This window comes from Streptomyces sp. NPDC093097 (genome assembly GCF_044754325.1).
Lineage (GTDB): Bacteria > Actinomycetota > Actinomycetes > Streptomycetales > Streptomycetaceae > Streptomyces.
The window spans coordinates 423,865-450,281 of record NZ_JBIVOW010000003.1; the positions used below are offsets into that span (position 1 = coordinate 423,865).

26 protein-coding genes, 1 tRNA gene and 1 pseudogene are annotated in these 26,417 nt (G+C 71.7%); 21 read left to right on the forward strand and 7 right to left on the reverse strand.

The genetic code is table 11. The features are described 5' to 3' along the window. Positions 1–84: 84 nt before the first annotated feature. The 3 genes from ACIQE0_RS07195 to ACIQE0_RS07205 form a co-directional block, all read right to left on the reverse strand. A complete protein-coding gene (locus tag ACIQE0_RS07195) occupies positions 85–969 on the reverse strand; it encodes an acyl-CoA thioesterase II (RefSeq protein WP_366336424.1) in 885 nt (294 codons plus the stop codon). A gap of 47 nt (positions 970–1,016) precedes the next feature. Then, the gene (locus tag ACIQE0_RS07200; protein WP_402329639.1) at positions 1,017–2,225 is read right to left on the reverse strand and encodes an acyl-CoA dehydrogenase family protein; all 1,209 of its coding nucleotides are present in this window, start codon (positions 2,223–2,225) and stop codon (positions 1,017–1,019) included. Between the two features lie 161 nt (positions 2,226–2,386). Beyond that, a complete protein-coding gene (locus ACIQE0_RS07205) occupies positions 2,387–3,031 on the reverse strand; it encodes a TetR/AcrR family transcriptional regulator (protein ID WP_366336420.1) in 645 nt (214 codons plus the stop codon). Positions 3,032–3,177: 146 nt separating this feature from the next. On the opposite strand from ACIQE0_RS07205, the gene ACIQE0_RS07210 reads away from it, so the two are divergent. The 4 genes from ACIQE0_RS07210 to ACIQE0_RS07225 are packed head-to-tail and all read left to right on the forward strand — an operon-like array spanning position 3,178 to position 8,998. Further along, on the forward strand, positions 3,178–4,794 hold the full coding sequence (locus ACIQE0_RS07210; protein WP_366336498.1) for a carboxyl transferase domain-containing protein: 1,617 nt from the start codon (positions 3,178–3,180) through the stop codon (positions 4,792–4,794). Between the two features lie 8 nt (positions 4,795–4,802). Then, entirely contained in the window at positions 4,803–6,848 is a 2,046-nt protein-coding gene (locus tag ACIQE0_RS07215; protein WP_402329642.1) for a biotin carboxylase N-terminal domain-containing protein, read from the forward strand. After that, complete coding sequence (locus ACIQE0_RS07220; protein WP_402329644.1) at positions 6,845–7,804, forward strand: hydroxymethylglutaryl-CoA lyase; 960 nt, start codon at positions 6,845–6,847, stop codon at positions 7,802–7,804. Before ACIQE0_RS07215 ends, ACIQE0_RS07220 begins: the two co-directional genes overlap by 4 nt. A 3-nt stretch (positions 7,805–7,807) precedes the next feature. Beyond that, positions 7,808–8,998 (forward strand): acyl-CoA dehydrogenase family protein, encoded by a 1,191-nt coding sequence (locus ACIQE0_RS07225; RefSeq protein WP_366336415.1) that lies wholly within the window; start codon positions 7,808–7,810, stop codon positions 8,996–8,998. 291 nt (positions 8,999–9,289) lie between these two features. Here the strand turns inward: ACIQE0_RS07225 and ACIQE0_RS07230 are convergent, their stop codons facing one another. Further along, positions 9,290–10,885 (reverse strand): beta-N-acetylhexosaminidase, encoded by a 1,596-nt coding sequence (locus ACIQE0_RS07230; RefSeq protein ID WP_402329647.1) that lies wholly within the window; start codon positions 10,883–10,885, stop codon positions 9,290–9,292. A 234-nt stretch (positions 10,886–11,119) separates the two neighbouring features. Here ACIQE0_RS07230 and ACIQE0_RS07235 point away from each other — a divergent pair, with 234 nt between their 5' ends. Beyond that, complete coding sequence (locus tag ACIQE0_RS07235) at positions 11,120–11,395, forward strand: hypothetical protein (protein ID WP_274915591.1); 276 nt, start codon at positions 11,120–11,122, stop codon at positions 11,393–11,395. 92 nt (positions 11,396–11,487) lie between these two features. Continuing rightward, positions 11,488–13,317, forward strand: a complete 1,830-nt coding sequence (glmS, locus tag ACIQE0_RS07240) for a glutamine--fructose-6-phosphate transaminase (isomerizing) (RefSeq protein ID WP_366336411.1) — start codon at positions 11,488–11,490, stop codon at positions 13,315–13,317. A 439-nt stretch (positions 13,318–13,756) separates the two neighbouring features. Here the strand turns inward: glmS and ACIQE0_RS07245 are convergent, their stop codons facing one another. After that, on the reverse strand, positions 13,757–14,278 hold the full coding sequence (locus ACIQE0_RS07245) for a universal stress protein (RefSeq protein ID WP_366336409.1): 522 nt from the start codon (positions 14,276–14,278) through the stop codon (positions 13,757–13,759). Between the two features lie 989 nt (positions 14,279–15,267). Between ACIQE0_RS07245 and ACIQE0_RS07250 the strand changes: the two genes are divergently transcribed. The 4 genes from ACIQE0_RS07250 to ACIQE0_RS07265 all read left to right on the forward strand — a co-directional run bounded on the left by ACIQE0_RS07250 (position 15,268) and on the right by ACIQE0_RS07265 (position 18,714). Beyond that, positions 15,268–16,536: a GlxA family transcriptional regulator gene (locus tag ACIQE0_RS07250; protein WP_402329651.1), complete on the forward strand. Its 1,269-nt coding sequence runs from the start codon at positions 15,268–15,270 to the stop codon at positions 16,534–16,536. Positions 16,537–16,541: 5 nt separating this feature from the next. Beyond that, positions 16,542–17,162 carry an oligoribonuclease gene (gene orn, locus ACIQE0_RS07255; RefSeq protein ID WP_402329653.1) on the forward strand — a complete coding sequence of 207 codons (621 nt, stop codon included), beginning with the start codon at positions 16,542–16,544 and terminating at the stop codon, positions 17,160–17,162. A gap of 107 nt (positions 17,163–17,269) precedes the next feature. After that, positions 17,270–17,342: transfer RNA gene (locus ACIQE0_RS07260), tRNA-His, on the forward strand. Positions 17,343–17,451: 109 nt separating this feature from the next. Next, positions 17,452–18,714 (forward strand): tyrosine-type recombinase/integrase, encoded by a 1,263-nt coding sequence (locus tag ACIQE0_RS07265; protein WP_402329655.1) that lies wholly within the window; start codon positions 17,452–17,454, stop codon positions 18,712–18,714. On the opposite strand, the gene ACIQE0_RS07270 is transcribed toward ACIQE0_RS07265, so the two are convergent. Both ACIQE0_RS07270 and ACIQE0_RS07275 read right to left on the reverse strand, forming a co-directional pair. Further along, a complete protein-coding gene (locus ACIQE0_RS07270) occupies positions 18,711–18,965 on the reverse strand; it encodes a hypothetical protein (RefSeq protein WP_402329657.1) in 255 nt (84 codons plus the stop codon). The genes ACIQE0_RS07265 and ACIQE0_RS07270 overlap by 4 nt on opposite strands. Before the next feature lie 173 nt (positions 18,966–19,138). Continuing rightward, positions 19,139–19,555 carry an XRE family transcriptional regulator gene (locus tag ACIQE0_RS07275; protein WP_402329659.1) on the reverse strand — a complete coding sequence of 139 codons (417 nt, stop codon included), beginning with the start codon at positions 19,553–19,555 and terminating at the stop codon, positions 19,139–19,141. Positions 19,556–20,108: 553 nt separating this feature from the next. Between ACIQE0_RS07275 and ACIQE0_RS07280 the strand changes: the two genes are divergently transcribed. The 11 genes and pseudogenes from ACIQE0_RS07280 to ACIQE0_RS07330 form a co-directional block, all read left to right on the forward strand. Beyond that, on the forward strand, positions 20,109–20,384 hold the full coding sequence (locus tag ACIQE0_RS07280; protein WP_402329661.1) for a helix-turn-helix domain-containing protein: 276 nt from the start codon (positions 20,109–20,111) through the stop codon (positions 20,382–20,384). A 92-nt stretch (positions 20,385–20,476) separates the two neighbouring features. Further along, positions 20,477–20,824: a hypothetical protein gene (locus tag ACIQE0_RS07285; protein WP_402329663.1), complete on the forward strand. Its 348-nt coding sequence runs from the start codon at positions 20,477–20,479 to the stop codon at positions 20,822–20,824. Continuing rightward, a complete protein-coding gene (locus ACIQE0_RS07290) occupies positions 20,821–21,351 on the forward strand; it encodes a hypothetical protein (protein WP_402329665.1) in 531 nt (176 codons plus the stop codon). The genes ACIQE0_RS07285 and ACIQE0_RS07290 overlap by 4 nt, the downstream gene beginning before the upstream one ends. Before the next feature lie 69 nt (positions 21,352–21,420). After that, complete coding sequence (locus tag ACIQE0_RS07295) at positions 21,421–21,765, forward strand: hypothetical protein (RefSeq protein WP_402329668.1); 345 nt, start codon at positions 21,421–21,423, stop codon at positions 21,763–21,765. Next, entirely contained in the window at positions 21,762–22,058 is a 297-nt protein-coding gene (locus tag ACIQE0_RS07300) for a hypothetical protein (RefSeq protein ID WP_402329670.1), read from the forward strand. The genes ACIQE0_RS07295 and ACIQE0_RS07300 overlap by 4 nt, the downstream gene beginning before the upstream one ends. Next, positions 22,051–23,097 carry a YqaJ viral recombinase family protein gene (locus ACIQE0_RS07305; RefSeq protein ID WP_402329672.1) on the forward strand — a complete coding sequence of 349 codons (1,047 nt, stop codon included), beginning with the start codon at positions 22,051–22,053 and terminating at the stop codon, positions 23,095–23,097. Before ACIQE0_RS07300 ends, ACIQE0_RS07305 begins: the two co-directional genes overlap by 8 nt. After that, on the forward strand, positions 23,094–23,879 hold the full coding sequence (locus ACIQE0_RS07310; RefSeq protein WP_402329674.1) for an ERF family protein: 786 nt from the start codon (positions 23,094–23,096) through the stop codon (positions 23,877–23,879). The genes ACIQE0_RS07305 and ACIQE0_RS07310 overlap by 4 nt, the downstream gene beginning before the upstream one ends. After that, on the forward strand, positions 23,876–24,595 hold the full coding sequence (locus ACIQE0_RS07315; protein ID WP_402329676.1) for a 3'-5' exonuclease: 720 nt from the start codon (positions 23,876–23,878) through the stop codon (positions 24,593–24,595). The genes ACIQE0_RS07310 and ACIQE0_RS07315 overlap by 4 nt, the downstream gene beginning before the upstream one ends. Continuing rightward, positions 24,592–24,846 (forward strand): hypothetical protein, encoded by a 255-nt coding sequence (locus ACIQE0_RS07320; protein ID WP_402329677.1) that lies wholly within the window; start codon positions 24,592–24,594, stop codon positions 24,844–24,846. The genes ACIQE0_RS07315 and ACIQE0_RS07320 overlap by 4 nt, the downstream gene beginning before the upstream one ends. Then, positions 24,843–25,430 (forward strand): hypothetical protein, encoded by a 588-nt coding sequence (locus ACIQE0_RS07325; protein WP_402329680.1) that lies wholly within the window; start codon positions 24,843–24,845, stop codon positions 25,428–25,430. Before ACIQE0_RS07320 ends, ACIQE0_RS07325 begins: the two co-directional genes overlap by 4 nt. Continuing rightward, positions 25,430–25,858: pseudogene (locus ACIQE0_RS07330) on the forward strand (DNA cytosine methyltransferase); the annotation flags it as partial. The gene ACIQE0_RS07325 and the pseudogene ACIQE0_RS07330, both read left to right, overlap by 1 nt. Between the last annotated feature and the right edge of the window lie 559 nt (positions 25,859–26,417).

The following is a 26,417-nucleotide window of genomic DNA, read 5'->3' on the forward strand; positions in this document are numbered from 1 at the left end:
CCGGGGCCGACGGCCGTGACGTGCGGCGGCCGGGCCCACCGGCCGCCGTCACCCCGCGGCGACTCCAGGCCGGCGGCGCGGACGTCACCGGGGGACCCGGACGACGCCCTCCTGCACCACCGACGCCACCAACTGCCCGTCGGCCGCGAAGATCCGCCCCACGCCCAGCCCGCGCCCGCCCCGGGCCGTCGGCGACTCCTGGTCGTAGAGCAGCCACTCGTCGGCCCGCAGCGGCCGGTGGAACCACATCGCGTGGTCCAGGCTCGCCCCCACCACGTCGCCGACCGTCCAGCCGCCCCGCCCGTGCGCCAGCAGCACCGAGTCCAGCAGCGTCATGTCCGACACGTACGTCACCAGGCAGATGTGCAGCAGCGGCAGGTCGTCCGGACCGTCCAGCTTGCCGTCCGTGCGGAACCAGACCTGCGACCGCGGCTCCCGCTTGGTGCCGGCGCTGGCGAACGGCGGCGCCTCCACGTACCGCAGGTCGACGGCGGACCGGGCCTCCAACAGCCGCTGGACCATGTCCGGTTCGCGGAAATGGTCGGCGTACCCCGCCAGCAGCTCGGACTGGGTCGGCAGGGTCAGCGGGTCCGGCACCGCGGGCATCGGCTCCTGGTGCTCCAGCGTCGACTCCTCCGGCGCGTGGAAGGACGCGGTGAGGTGGAAGATCGGCTTGCCGTGCTGGACGGCGACCACCCGCCGGGTGGTGAACGACCGCCCGTCGCGGACCCGGTCGACGGTGTAGACGATCGGCGCCCCGGGGTCGCCGGGCCGCAGGAAGTAGGCGTGCAGGGAGTGCGGCGGCCGCTCGGCGGGGACCGTGCGGCCGGCCGCCACCAGGGCCTGCGCGGCGACCTGGCCGCCGAAGACCCGGGGGACGACCGAGGCCCGGCTCTGGCCGCGGAAGATGTCCTGCTCGATCTGCTCCAGGTCGAGCAGTCCGAGCAGCGACCTCAGTGCGTCGTTCACGTGCGTACGGCCCTTGCGCCCATGCGTCCCCCGGCCTCCCAAGCCCCTTACAGGCCCATCGACTTGGCGATGATGGACTTCATGACCTCGCTGGTGCCGCCGTAGATGCGGTTGACGCGGTTGTCGGCGTAGAGGCGGGCGATCGGGTACTCGTTCATGAAGCCGTAGCCGCCGTGCAGTTGGAGGCAGCGGTCGATGACGCGGTGTGCGACCTCGGTGCAGAAGAGCTTCGCGGAGGCGGCCTCGGCGGCGGTCAGCTCACCGGCGTCCAGGGCCTCCAGGGCGCGGTCGGCGACGGCCTCGGCGGCGTCCACCTCGGCCTGGCAGGCGGCCAGTTCGAACTTGGTGTTCTGGAAGGAGGCGACGGTCTTGCCGAAGACGGTGCGCTCCTGCACGTACTCCTGCGCGAACCGGACCGCGGCCTTGGCCTGCGCGTAGGCGCCGAACGCGATGCCCCAGCGCTCGGAGGGGAGGTTCCGGCCGAGGTAGGAGAAGCCGTTGTTCTCCTCCCCGAGCAGATCGCGGACGGGCACCTTGACGTCGACGAACGCCAACTCCGCGGTGTCGGAGACCTTCAGGCCGAGCTTGTCGAGCTTACGGCCGATCGAGTAGCCCTCGGACGTGGTGTCGACGGCGAACAGGGAGATGCCGAAACGGCGGTCATCCCGAGATTCTGCCTGCGCGGAGCGCTGTCCATCAGGGGCGGTGGTCGGGCGACGGGTGGGCGGGGAGGTGCGGGCGCACACGATGACCCGGTCGGCGTGCACGCCGCCGGTGATGAAGGTCTTGGAGCCGTTGAGGACGTAGTGCGTGCCGTCCTCGGACAGCTTCGCGGTGGTCTTCATGCCGGCGAGGTCGGAGCCGGTGCCCGGCTCGGTCATCGCCAGCGCCCACATCTCCTCGCCGGAGACGAACTTGGGCAGGTAGCGCTGCTTCTGCTCCTCGGTGGCGAGCATCTGGATGTAGGGCAGGCCCAGCAGCACATGGACGCCCGAGCCGCCGAAGGAGACGCCGGCGCGGGCGGTCTCCTCGTACATCACGGCCTCGAACTTGTGCGAGTCGATGCCGGCGCCGCCGTACTCCTCGGGGACGCGGATACCGAAGACGCCCAGCTCGGCGAGCTTGTAGTAGAAGTCGCGGGGCGCCTGGCCGGCGGCGAACCACTCGTCGTAGACCGGCACCACCTCGGCCTCGATGAAGGCGCGTATGGTCGCGCGGAACGCCTCGTGGTCCTCGTTGAACACCGTCCGACGCATGCCCTGGCCTCCTTCGTCGCCGCCGTGCCGCGGTTGGCTAAGCGTTTGCTCAGCAGCGAAAGCTACCCGTCGGTCACCTCACTGTCCAGAGGCGGCGGGGCACCCGCGACCGGCCGCGGGGCGGCGCGGTCGCAGGGCGCGGTGCGGTCCGGGGCGGCGCGTCAGCCGGCCGCGGGGGACGCCACCGCCGGCCGCCCCGCGCCCGCACCGTCGGCGTCGACCGCCCCGAACGCCCCCAGCGCCAGCCGGTGCAGCAGCCGGGCCGTCTCGGTGCGCCCCGGGAGCGCGCCGGGGCGCCCCAGGTGCGGGGTGGAGTTCAGCAGCCCGAAGACCGCGTGCACCGCCGCCCGCACGTCGGACTCCGCCGACTCGGGGTGGACCTGCCGGACGACCGCCACCCACAGCTCGACGTACTGCCGCTGGAGCTGCCGCACCCGCTTGCGGTCGGCATCCCGCAGGCGGTCCAGCTCGCGGTCGTGCAGGGTGATCAGCGGACGGTCGTCGAGCGCGAAGTCGATATGGCCGTCGATCAGCGCGTCGAGCACCGCGGCGGGGGTCTCGCCGCCCTCCTCGACCCGCATCCGGCCGCCGGCCAGCAGCCGTTCGCTGATCCCGACGAGGAGCTCGGCGAGCATCGCGTCCTTGCCGGCGAAGTGCCGGTAGAGGCCGGGCCCCGAGATGCCCACAGCCGCCCCTATCTCGTCCACGCCGACGCCGTGGAAGCCGCGCTCCGCGAAGAGCCGGGCGGCCTCCTTGAGGATCTGCTCGCGGCGGCTGGTCGGGGCGGGGACGTGCGCAGTGCTCATGCCGTCGATTGTAGACAGCTGGGTTAGTGGTCGTTAACCTGAGGGAAATGAGGTTAACGCCCATTAACCCGTCTGGCTCCGGGGAACCACCCCGCGGCGACCGGCGGGCAGCCGACCGAGCAAGGGGGCCCATGGCGATGGAGGCCATCGAGCAGGCACCGGTGCTGGCGAGCACCGCCGACCCGGCGTCCGACGCCTGGCGGGCCAACGAGGCCGCGCACCGCGAGCTGGCGGAGCAGCTGCGCGGCAAGCTGGCCGCGGCCCGGCTGGGCGGCGGCGAGAAGGCCCGGGCCCGGCACACCGCCCGCGGCAAGCTGCTGCCCCGCGAGCGGGTGGACGCCCTGCTGGACCCCGGCTCCCCCTTCCTGGAGCTGGCGCCGCTGGCCGCGGACGGGATGTACGACGGGGCCGCCCCGGCCGCCGGGGTGATCGCCGGCATCGGGCGGGTCAGCGGCCGGGAGGCGGTGATCGTCGCCAACGACGCCACCGTCAAGGGCGGCACGTACTACCCGATGACGGTCAAGAAGCATCTGCGCGCCCAGGAGGTCGCGCTGGAGAACCGCCTGCCCTGCCTGTACCTGGTCGACTCCGGCGGCGCGTTCCTGCCGATGCAGGACGAGGTCTTCCCCGACCGCGAGCACTTCGGGCGGATCTTCTACAACCAGGCGCGGATGTCCGGGGCCGGCATCCCGCAGATCGCCGCGGTCCTCGGGTCCTGCACCGCCGGCGGCGCGTACGTGCCGGCGATGAGCGACGAGGCGGTGATCGTGCGGAACCAGGGCACGATCTTCCTCGGCGGCCCGCCGCTGGTGAAGGCCGCCACCGGAGAGGTCGTCACCGCCGAGGAGCTGGGCGGCGGCGAGGTGCACTCCCGCACCTCCGGCGTCACCGACCACCTCGCCGAGGACGACGCGCACGCCCTGCGGATCGTCCGCGGCATCGTCGGCACGCTCGGCGACCGCCCGCCGCTGCCCTGGTCCGTGCGGCCCGTCGAGGAGCCCAAGGCCGACCCCGCCGGGCTCTACGGCGCGGTGCCGGTGGACTCCCGCACGCCCTACGACGTCCGCGAGGTGATCGCCCGGATCGTCGACGGCTCCCGCTTCGCGGAGTTCAAGGCCGAGTACGGCACGACGCTCGTCACCGGCTTCGCCCACGTCCACGGCCACCCGGTGGGGATCGTCGCCAACAACGGCATCCTGTTCTCCGAATCCGCCCAGAAGGGCGCCCACTTCATCGAGCTGTGCGACCAGCGCGGCATCCCGCTGCTGTTCCTCCAGAACATCTCCGGCTTCATGGTCGGCCGCGACTACGAGGCCGGCGGGATCGCCAAGCACGGCGCGAAGATGGTCACCGCGGTCGCCTGCACCCGCGTCCCCAAGCTGACCGTCGTCATCGGCGGCTCCTACGGGGCGGGCAACTACTCGATGTGCGGCCGGGCCTACTCCCCCCGCTTGATGTGGATGTGGCCCAACGCCAAGATCTCGGTGATGGGCGGCGAACAGGCCGCGTCCGTCCTGGCCACCGTCAAGCGCGACCAGCTTCAGGCGCGCGGCGAGGAGTGGAGCACCGAGGACGAGGCCGCCTTCAAGGACCCGATCCGCGCCCAGTACGAGACCCAGGGCAACGCCTACTACGCGACCGCCCGGCTGTGGGACGACGGCGTCATCGACCCGCTCCAGACCCGCCAGGTGCTGGGCCTGGCGCTGACCGCCTGCGCCAACGCCCCCCTGGGTGAGCCCAGCTTCGGCGTCTTCCGGATGTGAGAGGACCTATGACCAGCTTCGCCACCGGCCTGTTCGACACCGTCCTGGTCGCCAACCGCGGGGAGATCGCGGTCCGCGTCATCCGGACGCTGCGCGCGCTCGGCATCCGCTCGGTCGCGGTGTACAGCGACGCGGACGCCGACGCCCGGCACGTCCGCGAGGCCGACACCGCGGTCCGGATCGGCCCGGCCCCGGCCGCGGAGAGCTATCTCTCCATCGAGCGCCTGCTGGCCGCCGCCGCCCGCACCGGCGCCCAGGCCGTCCACCCCGGCTACGGCTTCCTCGCCGAGAACGCCGCCTTCGCCCGCGCCTGCACCGACGCCGGACTGGTCTTCATCGGACCGCCGGCGGACGCCATCGACCTGATGGGCGACAAGATCCGGGCCAAGGAGACGGTCCGCGCGGCCGGCGTCCCGGTCGTCCCCGGCTCCTCCGGCAGCGGGCTGACCGACGACCAACTGGCCGCCGCCGCCCGGGAGATCGGCATGCCGGTGCTGCTCAAGCCGTCCGCCGGGGGCGGCGGCAAGGGCATGCGCCTGGTCCGGGACGCCGCCCTCCTGGCCGACGAGATCGCCGCCGCCCGCCGCGAGGCCCGCTCGTCCTTCGGGGACGACACCCTGCTGGTGGAGCGGTGGATCGACCGGCCCCGGCACATCGAGATCCAGGTGCTGGCCGACGGCCACGGCAACGTCCTCCACCTCGGCGAGCGCGAATGCTCCCTCCAGCGCCGCCACCAGAAGGTCATCGAGGAGGCCCCGTCGCCCCTGCTGGACGAGGCCACCCGCGCCGCGATGGGCGAGGCGGCCGTCCAGGCGGCCCGCTCCTGCGGCTACCGCGGCGCCGGCACGGTCGAGTTCATCGTCCCCGGCAAGGATCCGTCCGGCTACTGCTTCATGGAGATGAACACCCGCCTCCAGGTGGAGCACCCGGTCACCGAGCTGACCGTCTCCCTCGGCCCGGACGGCGGCGCCCTGGACCTCGTCGAGTGGCAGCTGCGGATCGCCGCCGGCGCGCACCTGCCCCACACCCAGGAGCAGGTCTCCTTCACCGGGCATGCGATGGAGGCCCGGATCTGCGCCGAGGACCCCGCCCGCGACTTCCTCCCCACCGGCGGCACGGTCCTCACGCTGCGCGAGCCGGCGGGCGACGGCGTGCGCACCGACTCCGGTCTCACCGAGGGCGCCGAGGTCGGCAGCCGCTACGACCCGATGCTCGCCAAGGTCGTCGCGCACGGCCCGGACCGGGCGAGCGCCCTGCGGAAACTGCGGGCCGCGCTGGCCGCCACGGTCACCCTCGGCGTGCCCACCAACGCCGGCTTCCTGCGCCGGCTGCTGGCCCACCCCGACGTGGTCTCCGGCGAGTTGGACACCGGACTGGTCGAGCGGGTCGCGGCCGACCTGGTCCGGGCCGCGGTGCCGGACGAGGTGTACGCGGCGGCCGCCGCGGTCCGGCAGGCGGCCCTGGAGCCGGCCCCCGACGCGGCCGGCTGGCGCGACCCGTTCGCCGCGCCCACCGGCTTCCGGCTCGGCGCCGAGCCCGCCCCGGTGCGCCACTGGCTGCGCGTCCCCGGGCAGGACCCGGTGGCGTACGACGTCCGGCCCGGCACCGCCCCGGAGCACTTCGAGGTCACCGCGGACCGGGTGCGGATCACCGTCGACGGCGTCCGGCACACCTTCCACCGCGGCGGCGACTGGCTGGGCCGGGACGGCGACGCCTGGCACGTCACCGACCACGACCCGGTGGCCGAGGCGCTGCGCGCGGCGGCCCGCGGGCACGGCGTGGACACCCTGGCCGCACCGATGCCGGGCACCGTCACGGTCGTCAAGGTCGCGGTCGGCGACGAAGTCGCCGCCGGCCAGGGCCTGTTGGTGGTGGAGGCGATGAAGATGGAGCACGTGATCTCCGCCCCGCACGCCGGGACGGTCACCGAGCTCGACGTCACCCCCGGCAGCACGGTCGCCATGGACCAGGTCCTGGCCGTGGTCGCCCCGCACGAGGACCCCGCCCCCCAGGAGGGCGCCACCGCGCACGCGGACAAGGAGGCCACGGCATGACCGAAGCGACCGGAACCCCGGTGGCCGGGCTGCCCATGGAGGTGGCCGCGGAGGGCCTGCCCACCCGCGTGCGCATCCACGAGGTCGGCCCGCGCGACGGCCTCCAGAACGAGCAGACCGTCGTCCCCACCGAGATCAAGGCGGAGTTCATCCGCCGGCTCGCCGCCGCCGGGCTGCCGGTGATCGAGGCGACCAGCTTCGTGCACCCCAAGTGGGTGCCCCAACTCGCCGACGCCGAGCGGCTGTTCCCGATGCTGGACGGCCTGGACCCGCACCGGCTGCCGGTGCTGGTGCCCAACGAGCGGGGCCTGGACCGCGCCCTGGCGCTGGGCGCCCGCCGGATCGCGGTGTTCGGCAGCGCCACCGAGTCGTTCGCCAAGGCCAACCTCAACCGCACGGTCGACGAGGCGCTGGCGATGTTCGAGCCGGTCGTCCGGCGGGCCCGGGACGCGAAGGTGCACGTCCGCGGCTATCTGTCGATGTGCTTCGGCGACCCCTGGGAGGGCCCGGTCCCGATCGCCCAGGTCGTCCGGGTCTGCCGGGCGCTGCTCGACCTGGGCTGCGACGAGCTGAGCCTGGGCGACACCATCGGCGTGGCCACCCCCGGCCACGTCCAGCACCTGCTCGCGGCGCTCAACGAGGCGGGCGTGCCGACCTCCGTGCTGGGCGTCCACTTCCACGACACCTACGGGCAGGCGCTCGCCAACACCTTCGCCGCGCTCCAGCACGGCGTCACCACCGTCGACGCCTCGGCGGGCGGCCTCGGCGGCTGCCCCTACGCCAAGAGCGCCACCGGCAACCTCGCCACCGAAGACCTCGTGTGGATGCTGCACGGCCTCGGCATCGAGACCGGCGTGGATCTGGGGCGGCTGACCGAGGCCAGCGTCTGGCTGGCCGGCGTCCTGGGCCGCCCCAGCCCCTCGCGCACCGTCCGCGCCCTCTCCCCCAAGGAGTGACTCATGTCCCTGGACCACCGCCTGCCCGATGAGCTGGAGGAACTCCGGCGCACCGTCGAGGCGTTCGCACACGACGTCGTCGCCCCGGAGATCGGCGCCTACTACGAGCGGCACGCCTTCCCCTACGACATCGTCCGCCAGATGGGCCAGATGGGCCTGTTCGGCCTGCCGTTCCCCGAGGAGTACGGCGGGATGGGCGGCGACTACCTGGCGCTCGGCATCGCCCTGGAGGAGCTGGCCCGGGTCGACTCCTCGGTGGCCATCACCCTGGAGGCCGGGGTCTCGCTCGGCGCCATGCCGATCTACCGCTTCGGCACCGAGGAGCAGAAGCGGGAGTGGCTGCCGAAGCTGTGCAGCGGCGAGGTGCTCGGCGCGTTCGGCCTCACCGAGCCGGACGGCGGCTCGGACGCCGGCGCCACCCGCACCACCGCGGTGCGGGACGGTGGGGGCACCTCCCGCTCGAGCGAAGTCGAGAGTGGGGGAGACTGGGTGATCAACGGCAGCAAGTGCTTCATCACCAACTCCGGCACCGACATCACCGGCCTGGTGACGGTCACCGCGGTCACCGGCCGCAAGGACGACGGCTCCCCGCGGGTCTCCGCGATCATCGTGCCGTCCGGCACCCCCGGCTTCACCGTCGCCGCCCCGTATTCCAAGGTCGGCTGGAACGCCTCCGACACCCGCGAGCTGTCCTTCGCCGACGTCCGGGTCCCGGCCGCCAACCTGCTCGGCGAGGAGGGCCGCGGCTACGCGCAGTTCCTGCGGACCCTCGACGAGGGCCGGATCGCCATCGCCGCACTGGCCACCGGCCTGGCCCAGGGCTGCGTGGACGAGTCGGTGCGGTACGCCAAGGAGCGGCACGCCTTCGGCCGCCCGATCGGCACCAACCAGGCCATCCAGTTCAAGCTGGCCGACATGGAGATGCGCGCCCACACCTCCCGGCTGGCCTGGCGCGACGCGGCCTCCCGCCTGGTGCACGGCGAACCGTTCAAGAAGGAGGCGGCGCTCGCCAAGCTCTACTCCTCCGAGATCGCGGTGGACAACGCCCGCGAGGCCACCCAGATCCACGGCGGCTACGGCTTCATGAACGAGTACCCGGTCGCCCGGATGTGGCGCGACGCCAAGATCCTGGAAATCGGCGAGGGCACCAGCGAGGTCCAACGCATGCTGATCGCCCGCGAGTTGGGGTTCTAGGACCCCGCCCCGGCCGGGGGCGAATCCCACCTGGTGGGCGCCCCTGGCCGAGACCCGCATCGCGAAGAGCCGCCGGCCGGTGCGGCCGCCGCGCCCGCCGCACGGCGCCGCCGGCGGGCAGCAGCTGCGCGTCGAGCCGGACGGGCTCGTGTCGTATGCGGTGGTCGCCCGCCGCGGTGAGTGGCTCCGGCCCTGAGCGGCCGGCACGCGGCGCGCTTCTTCCGGCAGGGGCCCGGCGCCGTACGGCCCGGCCCGGTGCGCCCGGCCGGGCCGTACGGACGAGGGCGTACGTCACCGCCCCGGCCAGGCCACCTCCGGCGCCCGGTGGTAGCCGATCCCCTGCGCGTCCCACCGCTGGCCCTGGGCGGCCAGCCGCGCCCGGTACGCCTCCCAGTCGTGCGTCCGGGCCGGGGACCAGCCCAGCTCGGCGATGCCGGGGAGCCGCGGGAAGGCCAGGTACTCGATGTTCGCCGAGGTCGTCAGGGTCTCCGACCACAGCGGCGCCTCGACGCCGCGGACCGCCGCGCCGGGTGCCCCGGCCAGGTACGTCGCCGGGTCCCAGTCGTAGGAGCGCCGGACGTCCACGTAGCCGGCCCAGTTCAGGCCCAGCGGGGTGTCCTTGTCGTACTTCATGTCGAGGTAGGCCCGGTCCGCGGGCGAGAGGATCAGCCCCGTGCCGTGCTTCGCGGCGTCGACGACCTGCGCGCGCTCCTCCGCGCCCGTCCGGTCGTAGCCCCAGTACTGGGCGACGGCGCCCTTGGCCGGGCGGGCCCCGGTCAGCTGGTGCCAGCCGATCACGGTCTTGCCGTACTTGGCGACCACCGGCTGGACCTTGTCCATGAAGGCGACGTAGTCCTCGTGGCTGGTGGAGTGCGCCTCGTCGCCGCCGATGTGGAGATAGCGGCCGGGGGTGAGCGCGGCGATCTCCCTGATGACGTCGTCGACGAAGTCGTAGGTGGCCTTCTTGGGCACGCACAGCGAGCTGAAGCCGACCTTGGTGCCGGTGTAGAGCGGCGGCGCCTGGCCGTCGCAGTTGAGGTCGGCGTAGGAGGCCAGCGCGGCGTTGGTGTGGCCGGGCAGGTCGATCTCGGGGACCACCGTCAGATAGCGGCCGGCGGCGTAGCGGACGATCTCGCGGTAGTCGTCCTTGGTGTAGTGGCCGCCGGGGCCGCCGCCGACCTGCGTGGAGCCGCCATAACTGGCCAGCCGCGGCCAGGAGTCGATGGCGATCCGCCAGCCCTGGTCGTCGGAGAGGTGCAGATGCAGCGTATTGATCTTGTACTGGGCGAGCTGGTCGATGTAGCGCTTGACCTGCTCGACGGTGAAGAAGTGCCGGGAGACGTCCAGCATCGCGCCGCGGTAGGCGTAGCGCGGGCTGTCGGAGATGGTCCCGCCGGCGATCCGCCAGGGGCCGGCCTGCCGGCTCTTCTTCTCCACGGCGGCCGGCAGCAGCTGGCGCAGGGTCTGCACGCCGTGGAAGAGGCCGGCCGGGCGGGCGGCGCTGATGGTGACCGCGCGGCCGCCGGAGGTCAGCCGGTAGCCCTCGGCGCCGAGGCCGCGGGTGTCCCGGCCGCCGAGCCGGAAGACGATGCCGTCCCCGCCGCCGCGGGTGGTGACCGGCAGCGCGAAGCCGGTGGCCGGCCGCAGCAGGCCCGCCAGATAGCCGGCGATCCGCTGCGCCTCGCCGGAGTTGCCGGGCACCCGGATGCGGGTGCCCGCGCCGATCGTGTACGCGTCACCGGCCGGGCGGACCGAGGCGGGTGCGGGGATCACCCGGTCCAGCGGGATGCCGACGGGGGCCGCGGCGCCCTGCGGCGGCAGGGCGGCGGTCGCCGTACCGGCCGCCGCCACCAGCAGCAGCGAGGACAGGAGTCTGCGTCGTCTCATGGACGGTCCCTTCGGCGAGCTTCGTCAGCGGCACGTGCTGCGGGGCGTTCTGCGCGCGGCGCGGGGTGCGGATGCGCGGTGCGCGGGACATGGAGCGACCGAACGGTGACCATGCGTACCGTGCCCCCGGTGGCCGGTCAAGGTGGCGACCGGTTTCCGGGCGCATCCGGTGACACCTGCCCGATATCGGGCAGGTTTCTTGCGATTCTCCGCTTCGCCCAGCAATATCGACGGGTGCTCGAACGCCGCCCGTCCCACGAGGACCTCATCGACCACCTGGTCCGCAGTACGCCGCTCCAGCGCGGTGAGGCGGCCCGGGTGGTGCTGGACGTGCTGGCGTACTTCGACGAGACGACGGAGGGCTTCGTCCGCCGCAGACACCGCGAACTGCAGTCCCAGGGGCTGCGGAACGAGGCGATCTTCGAGCGGATCTCCCACGAGCTGCCGCACCGCGCCGTGTCCCCACCGCCGCTCTCGCTGCGCCAGCTGCGCCGGCTCGTCTACGGCTGAGCCGGCCGCGGACACTCCGGACACCCCCGGAAGAACCCCGGACCGGCCGGGCCGGCCGAGCACCCACCAACGCCAACGAGAAGGGTCACCGTATGTGCGGGATCGTCGGATACATCGGCAAGCGCGATGTCGCGCCGCTGCTCCTTGAGGGCCTTCAGCGCCTGGAGTACCGCGGCTACGACTCGGCCGGCATCGCCATCCACGCCAAGGGCACCGGCAAGGCCGCGGGCGGCCTGAAGACCGCCAAGGCCAAGGGCCGGGTCCGCGAGCTGGAGTCCCGCCTCCCGAAGCGCTTCGCGGGCACCACCGGTATCGCGCACACCCGCTGGGCCACCCACGGCGCCCCCACCGACGAGAACGCCCACCCGCACCTCGACACCGAGGGCAAGGTGGCCGTCGTCCACAACGGCATCATCGACAACGCCGCCGAGCTGCGCGCCCGACTGACCGCCGACGGTGTGGAGTTCGTCTCCGAGACCGACACCGAGGTGCTCGCCCACCTCGTCGGCCGCTCCACCGCCCCGACGCTGGAGGAGAAGGTCCGCGAGGCGCTCCGCCACATCGAGGGCACCTACGGCATCGCCGTGCTGCACGCCGACTTCGCCGACCGCATCGTGGTCGCCCGCAACGGCTCCCCGGTCGTCCTGGGCATCGGCGAGCACGAGATGTTCGTCTCCTCCGACGTCGCCGCGCTGGTCTCGCACACCCGCCAGGTCGTCACCCTCGACGACGGCGAGATGGCCACCCTCAAGGCCGACGACTACCGCACGTACACCACCGAGGGCTCCCGCACGACGGCGACGCCGGAGACCGTCGAGTACGCGGCCGAGTCCTACGACCTGGGCGGCCACGACACGTACATGCACAAGGAGATCTCCGAGCAGGCGGAGGCGGTGGACCGGGCGCTGCGCGGCCGGATCGACGACCGCTTCTCCACCGTCCACCTCGGCGGTCTCAACCTCGACGCCCGCGAGGCGCGCGCGGTGCGCCGGGTGAAGATCCTGGGCTGCGGCACCTCGTACCACGCCGGCCAGATCGGCGCCCAGATGATCGAGGAGCTGGCCCGCATCCCCTCGGACGCCGAGCCGGCCTCGGAGTTCCGCTACCGCAACCCGGTCGTGGACCCCGACACCCTCTACGTCGCGGTCTCCCAGTCCGGTGAGACCTACGACGTGCTGGCCGCCGTCCAGGAGCTCAAGCGCAAGGGCGCCCGGGTGCTGGGCCTGGTCAACGTGGTCGGTTCGGCGATCGCCCGGGAGACCGACGGCGGCATCTATGTGCACGCCGGCCCCGAGGTCTGCGTGGTCTCCACCAAGTGCTTCACCAACATGGTGGTCTCCTTCGCGCTGCTCGCCCTGCACCTGGGCCGGATCCGGGACCTGTCGGTCGCGGACGGCAAGCGGATCATCGAGGGCCTGCGGAAGCTGCCGGGCCAGATCGACGAGATCCTCAAGGGCGAGGACGAGATCAAGCGGCTCTCGGCGCTCTACGCCGACGCCAAGTCGATGATGTTCATCGGCCGGGTGCGCGGCTACCCGGTGGCCCGCGAGGCGTCCCTGAAGCTCAAGGAGGTCTCGTACATCCACGCCGAGGCGTACCCGGCCTCGGAGCTCAAGCACGGTCCGCTGGCGCTCATCGAGCCCGCGATGCCGACCGTGGCGATCGTCCCGGACGACGACCTGCTGGAGAAGAACCGCGCCGCCCTGGAGGAGATCAAGGCCCGCAGCGGCCGGATCCTCGCCGTCGCGCACGACGAGCAGGAGAAGGCCGACCACACCATCGTGGTGCCGAAGAACGAGCCCGAGCTGGACCCGATCCTGATGGGCATCCCGCTCCAACTCCTCGCCTACCACACGGCGTTGGCCCTGGGCCGGGACATCGACAAGCCCCGCAACCTCGCCAAGTCCGTCACCGTGGAGTAATCCACCGAGGCCCCCCGAGGCTCCCGGGCCCCAAGTCCTCCGAAGCGACACTTGAGCAACCCCCGCGGCGAGCCACCCCCTCCGCGATAGCGGCGGCGGCTTGGCCGCAAAAGCAGGCCCCGGCTCCGTGCGTGCCACCATGCGCACGGAGCCGGGGCCTCCCCTTGCCGGCGTCGCCCATTACGCCGGCGGAATGCCACCGTCCGGGATCCGTCACGTCCTGGCCGGCAGCACGTCGTTGTGACCGTTTTCTACCCATCACCCACGCACGGCCAACCTCCGGAGGGCAACCCGGCGCCCGCTGTCCACAATCCCCATGACGCGCCCTCAACTGTGGACGCGGGAAGGAGGGTTGCTCAACGGGTGGGCCGCACAAGGGACTTGCTCCGGGCAGACCGAGCCCGTTGGACGCGCCGAGTAAGGGGCGTCGTCGAATCCGTCAGGGGATGACCATGACCGGGCGCTGCGCCCGGCGTGCGAGGCGGCCGGCGACCGAGCCGAAGATCCGGCCGACGATGCCGTGGGTCGAGCCGACCACGATCGCGTCGGCCTCGTACTCCCGGCCGACCTCCTCCAGCTCGTGGCAGATGTCGCCGCCGCGCTCGACGAGGATCCAGGGGACCTCGGTGAGGTGGTCGGCGCAGGCGAGCTCCAGCCCGAGCACCTCGGTGCGGTGGTCGGGGACGTCGACGAAGACCGGGGGCTCGCAGCCCGCCCAGACCGTCGTCGGCAGCCGGTTGGCCACGTGGACGATGATCAGGCCGGAGCCGTGGCGGCGCGCCATACCGATTGCATACGCCAACGCGCGTTCGCTCGACGTGGAGCCGTCGAAGCCGACCACGACGCCGTGCCGGAAGGCGGGATCGCAGGAGTGGTGCTTCTGTTCCGCCGCTTCGAGGTCCGCCATCGGATCGGCGACCTGCTTGCGGTCCGCGGGTTCGGGGGTTTCGTGACCGGTCATGGGGGTCTCGGCGAGAACGTCCTCTTGCGGAGGGGCGAACGGGGAACGGCGATTGACTTGATCCGGCAGTTGACCTGGGCGGCTCGACCGAGGAGCCCGCGCCATAGTTCAAAGAGGAACGATACGACTAGGAATCGTCTTCCCAAGCCGATACCCCAAGAGTACGGCGCTACTCCTCCACTGCCCAGAACGCACACGGACCGGTGAAGCGCCCCAGGGGACGCGGGGGCCGCAAGCGTTCCCCGGAGCATGCCGGAGCGTGCCGCGGATGGCAATGCCCCGGCATGCCCCCGTACGTACCCCGGCGGCACCTTGTGAGCGCCGGTGGCGCTGCGGTATCGGCCGCCGCGCGGGGATCGGTGCAGCGCCGGCGGCATCCCGGAGATCACCCGACCCGGTGAGCGCCGTCGCGTCCGCGCGACGCGTCGGACCGCACCCCCGACACCCGTCGACCTGATCGCCACCCCGTCCTCCCGGACGGCGCCGAACCGCACCGCCGCCGACTCCGCCGAGGCGACCGGCAGATGGGGCGCCGACCCGTTCCGCGGATGCCGAACACCCCTGGGACAGAAGGGGATATACCAGGACGGGAGCGCAGGGGGGCGGACGGCACGACGAAAGGCGTACGCCGGTCGATTGAGGCGTCCGCAAGTCTGCGCACGACCGTTTTCGGCCAACTTCCGGCCCTGGCCGATCCCTTGCCCCTGACCCCCCTCAACCCAGGTGTGAGCTGGGAGGAAAGGACCGCCGGGCATGGTTGTGCCCTACTGCGAACGGGCAGAGCCGAGACGCGCACTTCCCATGCAGGCCCGACGAGTGGAACGCTTCGTGATCGAATGCTTCGCGCCAAGTTGCCATATCGACATACCAGCGGGTGGTGAACTTGGCACTCCATCCTCACGGGACACAGTAGATTCGATCTTGGTAATGACGGCGGGGGAACTGTGCAGGACCGAGAGGGCGAGACGACCGAGGGGGGCTTAAGTGCCATGAGCCAGGACTCCGCTGCCGTACCAGACGCCGCACGCAAGCTCGCCGCCCGACGACGCCGCGAAATAGTCGCGGTGCTCCTCTTTAGTGGCGGCCCCATTTTCGAGAGCTCCATTCCGCTCTCGGTCTTCGGCATCGACCGTCAAGACGCCGGCGTTCCGAGGTACCGACTACTTGTGTGCGCTGGCGAAGACGCGCCTTTGCGCACCACCGGGGGGCTCGAACTTTCCGCCCCCTACGGGCTGGAAGCGATCTCCCGCGCCGGGACGGTCGTTGTACCGGCCTGGCGCTCCATCACCCAGGCCCCGCCGCCCGCGGCGCTCGACGCACTGCGCCGCGCGCACGAGGAAGGGGCCAGGATCGTCGGGCTGTGCACGGGGGCGTTCGTCCTCGCCGCGGCCGGACTGCTCGACGGCCGACCGGCCACCACCCACTGGATGTACGCGCCGACGCTCGCCAAGCGTTATCCGTCCGTCCATGTGGACCCGCGTGAGCTGTTCGTCGACGACGGCGACGTGCTCACGTCCGCGGGCACCGCCGCCGGTATCGACCTGTGCCTGCACATCGTGCGCACCGACCACGGCGCCGACGCGGCCAACGCGCTCGCCCGCCGTCTGGTCGTCCCGCCCCGGCGGACCGCGTCCGACCTCGGGCACCAGCGCTACCTGGACAGGTCGTTACCAGAGGAGATCGGCGCCGACCCGCTCGCCGAGGTCGTCGCCTGGGCGCTGGAGCACCTCCACGAGCAGTTCGACGTGGAGACGCTGGCCGCCCGCGCCTATATGAGCCGGCGCACCTTCGACCGGCGGTTCCGCTCCCTCACGGGCAGCGCGCCGCTGCAGTGGCTGATCACCCAGCGGGTCCTCCAGGCCCAGCGGCTGCTGGAGACCTCCGACTATTCGGTGGACGAGGTCGCCGGCCGCTGCGGGTTCCGCTCGCCGGTCGCGCTGCGCGGCCACTTCCGGCGGCAGCTGGGCGCCTCGCCCGCGGCCTACCGGGCGGCCTATCGCGCCCGTCGGCCGCAGAGCGGTGCGCCGGAGCCCGCGCTGCGACCGGAGCGGGCCGAGCGGCCGGAGCGCGAGCGGGCGGCGCTGGCGACCGAGCGGTTCTCGGCCGCCGCGCTGGGCGGGCACGGTCTGGCCGCCGAGACGGCGGACGCGGGCAAGCCGCAGCCGGAGGGCTATGCCGCACGGCTGCCGGAGACCCCGGTCGGCCGTGGGGCCGCCCGCCCCGTCCTCCCCGGCCAGCGGGAGCGCCCCGTAGGGTGAGACGTATGAACGATCGCATGGTGTGGATCGACTGCGAGATGACCGGACTCTCGCTGGCGAGTGACGCGCTTATCGAGGTGGCCGCCCTGGTCACCGACTCGGAACTGAACGTGCTGGGTGACGGGGTGGATGTGGTGATCCGCCCCCCGGCCGAGGCGCTGACCACCATGCCGGAGGTGGTGCGGGAGATGCACACCGCCTCCGGGCTGCTGGCCGAGCTGGACGCCGGGACGACGCTGGAAGCGGCCGAGGCACAGGTGCTTGATTACATCAAGCAGCATGTGCCGGAGCCGAGGAAGGCGCCGCTGTGCGGAAACTCCGTCGGCACCGACCGCGGCTTCCTGCTGCGCGACATGCCGACGCTGGAGAGCTACCTGCACTACCGGATCGTCGATGTGTCGTCCGTGAAGGAACTGGCCCGTCGCTGGTTCCCTCGGGCGTACTTCAACAGTCCGGACAAGAACGGCAACCACCGGGCGCTGGCCGACATCCGCGAATCCATCGCGGAGTTGCGCTACTACCGGGAGGCCGTGTTCGTGCCCCAGCCGGGGCCGGACTCGGAGACCGCCAAGGCCATCGCGGCCAGGCACAAGCTGCCCGCCGAACCGGAGACGGCGGCGCAGTGACGTAGCTCGCTCCCGGGGATGCGAAACCTGGGAGCGAGCACCCCTCCGGAGCCTGTACACTTTTTCTCAGCCGGTGGGGAAAAGGAACCACACAAGCACCGGTCATGGTGGGTATAGCTCAGCTGGTAGAGCACCTGGTTGTGGTCCAGGATGTCGCGGGTTCGAGTCCCGTTACTCACCCAAAAGGATCGGCTCCTGACCTGGGAAAACAGGTCAGGAGCCGATCTCTTTCATTTCCCGGCCAAACGCGGGCCTAACGCACCCCCAGAAACGCCCCTACTCTCGGCCCATGGCGACCATCAGAGAGCGGACCCGCAAGGACGGTTCCTCGATCTTCCAGGTCCGTTGGGTCCAAGGGGGCCGCGGCGGGACCAACGAGACGGAGTCGTTCGCCGAGCAGGAGCAGGCGGATCAGTTCCGGAAGCTCGTGGACGCGCACGGCCAGCAGTGGCCCCCGGGCTGGATCAAGGGCCGCGGGTTCGTCGAGCCGGACACTGACCCCGACGACATCCCTTTCGTTGACTGGGCGACCCGCTACGTCGACCGGCTGACGGGCATCGACGAGCGCACCCGCGAGGACTACCACCGAGACATCCGGATCCACCTGTCCCTTCTCCAGCACACCACCCGGGCCGGCGTCGCGACTCCGGCGACCATCTGCAACCTCACGGCCGATGACATTCAGGACTGGGTACGGGCCGAGGAGAAGGGGGCGCCGGACGAGGCGGACGCCGAGAAGTGGGCGCGGCGGCCCGCCGACCCGAAGTCGATCGCGAACCGCCACGGCCTCTTGTGGTGCATCGTTCAGGCCGCGGTCGAGGCTGAGCCGCAGCTACGGACTACGAATTGCTGCAAGGGCACCAGCCTGCCTCGGGTGGACGACCACACCGAGGAAGAGATGTGCTTCCTGGAGCGCGACGAGTACACGCGAATAGCTGCGGAGATCAAGGATCCCGCGGCCCGGGACCTCGCCGACTGGCTCGTCAGCACGGGGATGCGGTGGGGGGAGGCTACGGCCCTCCAAGTGCGCGACCTGGCCCTAACTGCCGACCGGCCCACCGTGTCCGTTCAGCGGGCCTGGAAGAAGGCGCAGAAGGGCAGCGCGGCGGCGTTCTACCTCGGGCCGCCGAAGACCCGGCGAGCGCGGCGTGTGCTGGCTCTGTCCCCCGTGCAGGTGGAGATGGCGCGGCGCCTGGTGGCTGGCCAGCTACCGGAGGCGTTCGTGTTCCGCGCGGCGATGGGGGGCGCGTGGCGGCACGCGAATTTCTACAACAGGAAGTGGCTGCCGGCGGTGAAGAGCGCCGTGGAGAAGGGGCTGCCGAGGCGGCCGAGGATTCATGATCTGCGTCACACGCACGTCTCGTGGCTGATCGGGGCGAACATCCCCTTGCCTGCGATTCAGGCCCGGTTGGGGCACGAGTCGATTCAGACGACGGTGGACCGGTACGGGCATCTGGTGCGATCTCTGGACGGAGAGATCGTTGCTGCGGTCGAGGCCGCCCTGTCCGGGCCGGCGGTTCCGGCGCAGGGCGGGTTGCGCAGCGTGGTCTAGCAGGCCGAGGCGTAGGGGCGGGTCTGCTCGACGGACCCGCCCCAGTTGTGTTCCCAGAGACCGTGGCGGGTGATGTGGGTGAGGTGCGCGTTCAGGGACTCGCAGAGTTCCGGAGTCATGTGGCCGCGGCGGACGAGCCAGAGCACCTCTCCGCGCCTTTCGATGGGTAGGAGGACGATTCCAGTGGGCAGGTCGTCACTGATCTCGAACCGCGCTGCTGGTGTCTTCTGAGCCGCTGTTCTCTGAGTCATGGAACCCCCACTCGACGCAAGGCGCACGAATCCGAACAAACATTCGGACGTGCAGGCTACCGTGGTCCGTCGCCCCTCAGGCGGATCACCATGGTGTCATTCCGGACAGCCTTCAACCACACCTACGCGTGAGTATGGCTATCCGCAATATCGGTACCCGAAGATCGGCGGACTCAGGTGTCGCCGCGCTCGAACGCGGCCAGTAGGCGGGCGAGTTGCTCGCGCTGAGCGGGCGTCAGGCGCTCCGCGTGCTCCACGAGCGCGCGGGCCTCACCCGAGGTTGACCAAACGACATCAATCCCCAAAAACTGCGCGCCGGCCGCGTCCTGAAGTCGCCCCAACGGGAGAGACAAGGCGGCGGCGAGGGCGGTGAGTTCGGGCACCTGCGGCGGGATCACCGGCAGGCATTTCTCTAGGCGGTCGAGCCACCCTCGCTTGATGAGTGGCCGGCCGTCGGCATCACGGTTTCCGGGGTGCTCCTCGACTGCGCGCAGACTGAGGCGGAGTTCGGCGCGGCGTTCCCGTACGAGGTCGGACAGGTGCGTCCGTCGCGCCGCTTGCGTTTCGTCCTGTTCGACCATGACGGTCATCCTGCCACCCCTGGGGAAGAGTCGGGCTTCTGGTGTCCATGAGGCGGATGAGGCACCGATTCCGTTTTGCCTGGTCGGGGGCATGCAGTGACTCACCCGCTGGACAAAGTGTCCACGCTAAAGGGCGACGCCGCCTAGCCCGGTCCGCGCAAATGACCAAATAGAAACAGGCTGACCATCTGGATGGACAACCTGTCCACGCATATGCCATGCTCCTCATGTCCAAGTGGATGGACAATTCACCTGAGGAGGTGGACATGGTCCCGCGTGACTCCCGCTACCGACTCCTGGACGCCGACCTGCTGCGACGCCTGATGCGACGCACGGGCACGGGTCAGCGGATATCGATCCGCGATCTCGCGGAAGCGGTGGGATGTGCCACGGGCACGATCGGCGATCTCCACAGCGGGGCCCGGGAGTGCGTCACCGCCGAGACCGCGCACGCCCTGTGCCGCGTGATTGGAGTGGACGTACTCGTCCTTTTCGCCCCTGTCGGCCGGTCCGTTCCGGCTCCCGAGGGCGAAATCCCGCCAGTTGGCCTTAGGGCGCTGGCATGAGCGCGCCGAGCCTCTTCACCTACGACGAGGCCGCCGACGCCCTCCGGGTCCAAAAGACCTGGTTGCAGCGGCATATCAAGGCGTTGCCTCACACCAAGTTCGGCCGCGAGGTGCTGTTCACCGAGGAGCACCTCGCGGAAATCGTCCGCGCGTTCCACGTGGCTCCGGTCACCGGGCCTCTCGCGGACACCTCGGCGGCACCGGCCGCCTCGAACCCCCTGGCGACCCTGCGCCCGCTTCCTGCGCGCAGGTCACTCCGCCGCGCTTCCTGACCGACGTGAGTCGGGGCCGCTACCGGCTGGACCCCGGCGCGACCCCTCCGGCTCACCTCACCACTCCAGATCCCAGAGAAATGAGGCTCCCCGTGAGCACACAGATTACCGGCCCTGTTGTCGAGAACGACGACGCTCAGCGCCGCGGGCACCTGGCTGCCCTCTCGGCGGCCACCCTGATCGTCATGCACAGCCCGGTCGTCCCCAACGACATCACCGTCAGGTGCAACGACTTCGCGCCGGACAGTCCGCAGATCAGCGTGTTCTTCTACGAGTCGGCGGCCGGGGTTGAGCAGTTGGCGCAGTCCCTCGGCGCGCAGGCGACGACCCGCCCGTTCCGGGACACCGACCCGCGGCCGTACGTATCCATGACCGCCACGCTGGACGGCATCCCGGTGGAGGCGTGGACGCTCCTCGGAAAGGCCGAGGTGGCAGCGTGAACCGGCTCCTGATCGAAGCCGCTGCGGACCTGATCGCCCGCACGATGCAGACCCGACAGACCGCGGCGGGTATCGCTATGGCACTGGACGCCGCGGGGATGCTCCAGTCGCCGGAGACCGCGGCCGAGGCCGAGCGGCTGCGGGCCCGGGTCGCCGAGCTGGAGCAGCAGACCACCGCTGTGCGGGTGCTGCACGTCGAGTACCCGGACAGCGAGCACTGCACGCAGGACGACGAGCAGTGGCCCTGCCTGACCGTGTGCGCCCTCGGCGCGGCCGCCCCGGCTTCGTTGTGGCAGCGCGTCACTGACGCCCTCAACGCCTTGGTGGATGCCGGCATCCCGGTGCACGTCGAGCCGGATGGTCACCTCAGCAACCCGGCCGGTGACGAGCACATCGAGTGGGACCGCGCGGCCGGCCACTGGGGGCTCGTCCACGACGACGAGCCCCCGCTCACCGCCGAGCAGGCCGAGGCCCGCCGCCTCGGCTACCGCGCCCGCATGCGGGCCGCCGGGGGTGACAACCCGTGATCGTCCTCGTCCTCGTCGCCCTCGCGTTCCTCGCGCTGTGGCTCCTCGAACTGGCCCTCGGAGGGACCGATGTCCGCTGAACTCCCGGCCGTGTCTGGGCCGTTCCGTATCTCCGTCGAGCCGATCCCGGCCGGCGTGACCCTCGACATCACCACGTTCGTCGAGGCCCTCGTCCTCGACCTCGTCACCGAGCACGCCGACGCGCTCGCCGAGATCCTCGCCGAGCAGGAGGAGGCCCGGCCGTACGACGGCCACCGGCCCGAGTCCCTGCTCGTTGAGGAGTTGCTCAACGCGGTGTCCACGCGGATCCCGGTGTACGGCGGGCAGTGCCTCGCGCTGGCCGACCGGATCCGGGCGGTGGCCGGTCCCAAGCCGGTGCCGCAGCAGCGCGCCGAGGGCGGTGCCGCCGCATGAGCGCGATGAGTCCGCGTGAGCGGCTGACCATCATGGTTCGCACCGACCGGGGCAGCATGACGGTTTGGGCGCCGAGCGAGGTGCGTGAGGCGCTGGACGCCTACCGCGCCGAGGTGCTACGCGAGGCCGCCGGCGCGATCAACGCTTTGGCGCAGGACTACGAGTGCGACCCCGGCCGCGGGGACGCGGCAGACCTGCTGCGCCGGATGGCCGACGTTGCCGGGAAGGACACCCCCCGGGGCGAGTTCACCCGCGCCGCGAGCGTCGCCGAGGGCGGCGATGCGAATGCCTGAGATCGTGCAGGCCGGGGCTACGGCCCCGGCCGCCGGTCGGCGGATCACGCCGACCGGCCGCCTCATCCTCCCCGCCACCGCCGACCGCGCCGACTGGCTCACAGCCCGCCGCGGTGGCCTCGGCTCCTCCGACATCGCCGCCATTCTCGGTATCAGCCGTTACGGCAACGCCCTTTCCGTCTACCACGACAAGACCGGCGGCCTGCCGCTGGACGGCGACGACTCCGAACCCGCCCTCTGGGGCAGGGCATTCGAAGAGACCGTGGCCCGCGAGTGGGCCCGGCGGAACCGCAGCGTGATCCGCCGTGTCGGGCTGGTCGCCAACACTGAGCGCCCCTGGCAGATGTGCACGCTCGATCGCCGCGTGCTGGAGTGCCCCTTGGCCGACGGCCGGGAGCGCTGCGCCGTAGAGATCAAGTGCCGCGACAAGATGAAGGCGTCGCAGTTCCGGCAGGGCGTTGCGGACGACGTGCTCGTCCAAACCCTGTGGCAGGCCGACACCTGCGGGTTCGACCACGTGCACGCCGCCGTGCTCATCGGCGGAAACGACTACCGGCAGTACGTCGTCCGTGTCACTGATCACGCCGATCTGCTCGGCGACTTGCGCACCGCCGGGGCCCGTGCGTGGCAGCAGATCTCCACCCGCCGGCCGCCGGTCCTCGCCGACGACGCGGACCCGGACGTACTCCTCGACCTCTACGACCGGCTGCACCCGGACCGCTCCGGCGCGCTCGACATCACCCGCGACGTGGATACGCAAGACGCGGTGGCCGACTACCTCGACGCCCACAACGACGAGAAGGAAGCGGCCAGCCGTAAGAAGCGGGCCAAGGCCCGGATCCTCTCCGGGCTCGGCGACGCGACCGCCGCGACCGTGTTGGACCGCACGTTCGTGTCCCTCGACGAGACCAGCCGCGAGCACTGCGACACACGCCGCCTCGCCGAGCGCTGGCCCGAGGCTTACGCCGATTGCGTCGAGGACCGCGTCTCGCACCGCCTCAACATCCCCCGCGTGATCCGTGAGGAGCACAACGCATGACCACCTTGCAGGAACGCGCCGCGGCTGCGGCCGGCCGCGCCGACACCACCAACGTCACCGGGCCCGCCGCCGAGCCGGACCAGACAACGGAGTACGCCCCGGCCCCGGACCCCATGGCCGACTACGAGCCGGGCGACGGCGACCCCGAGATGGTGCCCGTCCACCTCGCGTGGCTCCGCGTCCGCCGGGAGGTCCGCGCCATCGCCAAGGGCGAGCAGTACAACGGCGGCGGCACCCGCTTCAACTTCCGTGGCGTCGACACCGTGGTCAACACCTTCGGGCCCGTGACGCTGAAGCACGGCATCAACGTCTTGCCGGTGAACGTCGAGGCGTCCTACCGCGACACCACCACCAGCAAGGGCAGCAAGATGCGGGAGTGCACCGCCCGCGTCACCTGGCTCATCGTCGGGCCCAAGGGCGACACCCTCACCCTCCAGACGCAGGGCGAGGCACTCGACTCCGCGGACAAGGGCACTGCCAAGGCGCAATCCGTCGCGCTGCGGGTGCTGCTCCTCACGAGCGGCCTGACTCCCACGCACGACAAGGACCCCGACGCCTCGCACATCGAGCGGGGCATGGACGCGCCCGCCCGGACCGCCGAGTCGTACCGGGATGAAGTACTCAACCCGAAGACCAGCCCTGGCCGCATCCAGCAGATCGGCTACGAGGTCGAGAACGCCCGGATGTTGGGCGCCAAGGTCACGAACGAGAACGGCGAGTCGGAATCGCTCGGGTCTCTCGGCCTGCGGATCTACAACGAGCGCACCGGCGGTGGCGCATGAGTTGGCACCTCGGCCGCCTCGCCGGTTTCGACCTCGAAACCACCGGCCCCGACCCGCTCACCGCCCGCATCGTCACCGCCTGCGTGGTGCAGTGCGGCGGCGGGCAGGACACCGCCTCGAAGACGTGGCTCACCGACGTGGACGGCCACGAAATCCCCGACGAGGCCGCCGCCATCCACGGCGTCACCACCGCCCGCGCCCGCGCCGAGGGCGTCGACCTGCGGGCCGCGGTCGAGCAGATCCTCGACACCCTCGCCGCGGCGATGGCCACCGGTACCCCGCTGGTCGCGATGAACGCCCGGTACGACTTCACCGTCCTCGACCGCGAGGCCCGCCGGTACGGCATGACGCCGCTCACCGACCGGCCCGGCGACCGCCTGTGGGTCATCGACCCGTTCGTCATTGACAAGGAGGTCGACCGCTACCGTCGCGGCTCCCGCAAGCTCACCGCCCTGTGCCAGCACTACGCGGTGCCGCTCGACGGCGCGCACTCCGCAGACGCCGACGCCCTCGCCGCCTGCCGAGTCGCATGGCGACAAGGCACCCGCTACCCGGCGCTGGCCGCCATGAGCCTCGACGAGCTGCACACGGCACAGACCGCATGGGCCGCGGACCAGGCCGCCGGACTCCAGGCGTACTTCCGGAAGACGAACCCGGACGCCTACGTCGAGCCGGCGTGGCCGGTCATCCCGCACCAGACGGGAGGCGGCCAGTGATCGCCATCGTCCTCGGCGGCCTGCTCGGGTTCGGGTTCATCGGCCTCTTGATCCTGCCGCGCTACCTCGGCACCCGCCGGATCCACGCCGCCACCACCGCCCCGTTCCACACCATCCGCGACGGCTCCCGGTGGCTGCCCTGCCACACCACCGTGTGCGGCCACATCACCACCCGCCACGAACCCACTGGCGATGGCGGATGGCTCTGCACCGGCGGCGGCTGCGGCCACATCACCAAGGGGGACCAGTGACCACCCTGTTCGATGCCGCCCCGGCCGCCACCACGGCGGCCGGGCCCCGGCCCCGCTACCGCGTCGCCGGTCTCGACATCTCCCTCACCGGCACCGGCATCGCCACCCTCGGCGGCACCACCCGCGTCCCCACCCGGGGCCGCCGTCGCGACTCGATCGCCGACCGGCACGCCCGCCTCGCCTACATCACCACCCGCGTCATGGACGAGGTCGGCACCGTCGACCTCGCGTGCGTCGAGGGCCCCTCACACGCCTCCATGGGGCAGGCAGGCCACCACGACCTGTCCGGGCTCTGGTGGCGCGTCGTCGGCGCCCTGGTCGACCGAGAAATCCCGGTGGCAGTCATCCCGCCGACCTCCCGCGCCAAGTACGCCACCGGCAAGGGCAACTCGCGCAAGGCCGTGGTCCTCGACGCCGCGCGCCGCCGGTACGGCGCGATCCTCCCGAGCGACGACGAGGCCGACGCGCTCATCCTCCGCGCGATGGGACTGCACCACCTTGGGCAGCCCCTCGCCGAGGTCCCCGACGGCCACCGCGCGGCGCTCGCCGGCTGCCGGTGGCCCGACCTCGGGGGGATGGCCTGATGACGTATCGCATTGGGTCCTGGTGCACGGGATACGGCGGTCTCGACATCGCCGCACAGCGTGTCTTCGGCGGCGAACTCGCCTGGGTGTCCGATGTGGACCCCGGCGCCCGCCGCATCCTCGCCCACCGCCACCCGGATGTGCCGAACATCGGCGACCTCACCACCGCCGACTACCTCCAGGTCGAGCCCGTGGACATCGCCATCGGCGGCTACCCGTGCCAGCCGTTCAGCCTCGCCGGCAAGAGGAAGGGAACAGCCGATGACCGGCACCTGTGGCCCCACATTGCCCGTGCCCTTCGGATTCTTCGACCCCGAATCGCGATCTTTGAGAACGTCGCGAATCACCTTCGAGTCGGATTCGACGGCGTCCTGTGTGACCTTGCCACCCTCGGGTTCGATGCGGAGTGGAGCGTTGTACGCGCGGACGAGGTCGGCGCCCCTCACCAGCGGCGCCGCCTCTTCCTCCTCGCAGTCCTTGCCGACGCCCAGGGCGCGGGACGCCCGCGGCCTGGGCTACCCGGACCAGTTGCCGAACGTCGTGCGGACGCTTCCGACACCCCGCACCTCGGACACGAACGGGGCTGGAGCACACGGGGACGGCGGTCCGGACCTGCGCACGGCCGTCGCCCTCCTACCAACCCCACGGGCCTCGGACGGGGAGAAGGGCGGCCCGAACCAACGAGGCAGCAAAGGGGACTTCGCCCTGCCGTCAGCGGTCGTGCACCTGCTCCCGACGCCGGCGGCTACCGACTCGACAGGAACGGCGAACTTCCGGCCGGACGGGACGCCCTACGGGACCGGGTATGGGCCGAGGCTGACGGACGCGGCGCGGTTGCTGCCGACACCGACGGCGGCAGACGGGGACCGCACCAGCCCAACGTACCCGCGTGGGAACCCCACGCTCAGTGGGGCGATTTCGCGCCCGCGATCACGCGGTGGGAAGCGATCCTCGGCCGCCCCGCCCCCCGGGCAACTGACGATCGAC

What these genes read in the sequence shown, in the direction of transcription:
- ACIQE0_RS07200 (WP_402329639.1), bottom strand. Translation starts at nt 2,225, where the DNA reads ATGCGTCGGACGGTGTTCAACGAGGACCACGAGGCGTTCCGCGCGACC.
- ACIQE0_RS07205 (WP_366336420.1), bottom strand. Translation starts at nt 3,031, where the DNA reads ATGAGCACTGCGCACGTCCCCGCCCCGACCAGCCGCCGCGAGCAGATC.
- ACIQE0_RS07215 (WP_402329642.1), top strand. Translation starts at nt 4,803, where the DNA reads ATGACCAGCTTCGCCACCGGCCTGTTCGACACCGTCCTGGTCGCCAAC.
- ACIQE0_RS07220 (WP_402329644.1), top strand. Translation starts at nt 6,845, where the DNA reads ATGACCGAAGCGACCGGAACCCCGGTGGCCGGGCTGCCCATGGAGGTG.
- ACIQE0_RS07225 (WP_366336415.1), top strand. Translation starts at nt 7,808, where the DNA reads ATGTCCCTGGACCACCGCCTGCCCGATGAGCTGGAGGAACTCCGGCGC.
- ACIQE0_RS07230 (WP_402329647.1), bottom strand. Translation starts at nt 10,885, where the DNA reads ATGAGACGACGCAGACTCCTGTCCTCGCTGCTGCTGGTGGCGGCGGCC.
- glmS (WP_366336411.1), top strand. Translation starts at nt 11,488, where the DNA reads ATGTGCGGGATCGTCGGATACATCGGCAAGCGCGATGTCGCGCCGCTG.
- ACIQE0_RS07245 (WP_366336409.1), bottom strand. Translation starts at nt 14,278, where the DNA reads ATGACCGGTCACGAAACCCCCGAACCCGCGGACCGCAAGCAGGTCGCC.
- ACIQE0_RS07250 (WP_402329651.1), top strand. Translation starts at nt 15,268, where the DNA reads ATGAGCCAGGACTCCGCTGCCGTACCAGACGCCGCACGCAAGCTCGCC.
- orn (WP_402329653.1), top strand. Translation starts at nt 16,542, where the DNA reads ATGAACGATCGCATGGTGTGGATCGACTGCGAGATGACCGGACTCTCG.
- ACIQE0_RS07265 (WP_402329655.1), top strand. Translation starts at nt 17,452, where the DNA reads ATGGCGACCATCAGAGAGCGGACCCGCAAGGACGGTTCCTCGATCTTC.
- ACIQE0_RS07270 (WP_402329657.1), bottom strand. Translation starts at nt 18,965, where the DNA reads ATGACTCAGAGAACAGCGGCTCAGAAGACACCAGCAGCGCGGTTCGAG.
- ACIQE0_RS07275 (WP_402329659.1), bottom strand. Translation starts at nt 19,555, where the DNA reads ATGACCGTCATGGTCGAACAGGACGAAACGCAAGCGGCGCGACGGACG.
- ACIQE0_RS07280 (WP_402329661.1), top strand. Translation starts at nt 20,109, where the DNA reads ATGAGCGCGCCGAGCCTCTTCACCTACGACGAGGCCGCCGACGCCCTC.
- ACIQE0_RS07295 (WP_402329668.1), top strand. Translation starts at nt 21,421, where the DNA reads ATGTCCGCTGAACTCCCGGCCGTGTCTGGGCCGTTCCGTATCTCCGTC.
- ACIQE0_RS07300 (WP_402329670.1), top strand. Translation starts at nt 21,762, where the DNA reads ATGAGCGCGATGAGTCCGCGTGAGCGGCTGACCATCATGGTTCGCACC.
- ACIQE0_RS07305 (WP_402329672.1), top strand. Translation starts at nt 22,051, where the DNA reads ATGCCTGAGATCGTGCAGGCCGGGGCTACGGCCCCGGCCGCCGGTCGG.
- ACIQE0_RS07310 (WP_402329674.1), top strand. Translation starts at nt 23,094, where the DNA reads ATGACCACCTTGCAGGAACGCGCCGCGGCTGCGGCCGGCCGCGCCGAC.
- ACIQE0_RS07315 (WP_402329676.1), top strand. Translation starts at nt 23,876, where the DNA reads ATGAGTTGGCACCTCGGCCGCCTCGCCGGTTTCGACCTCGAAACCACC.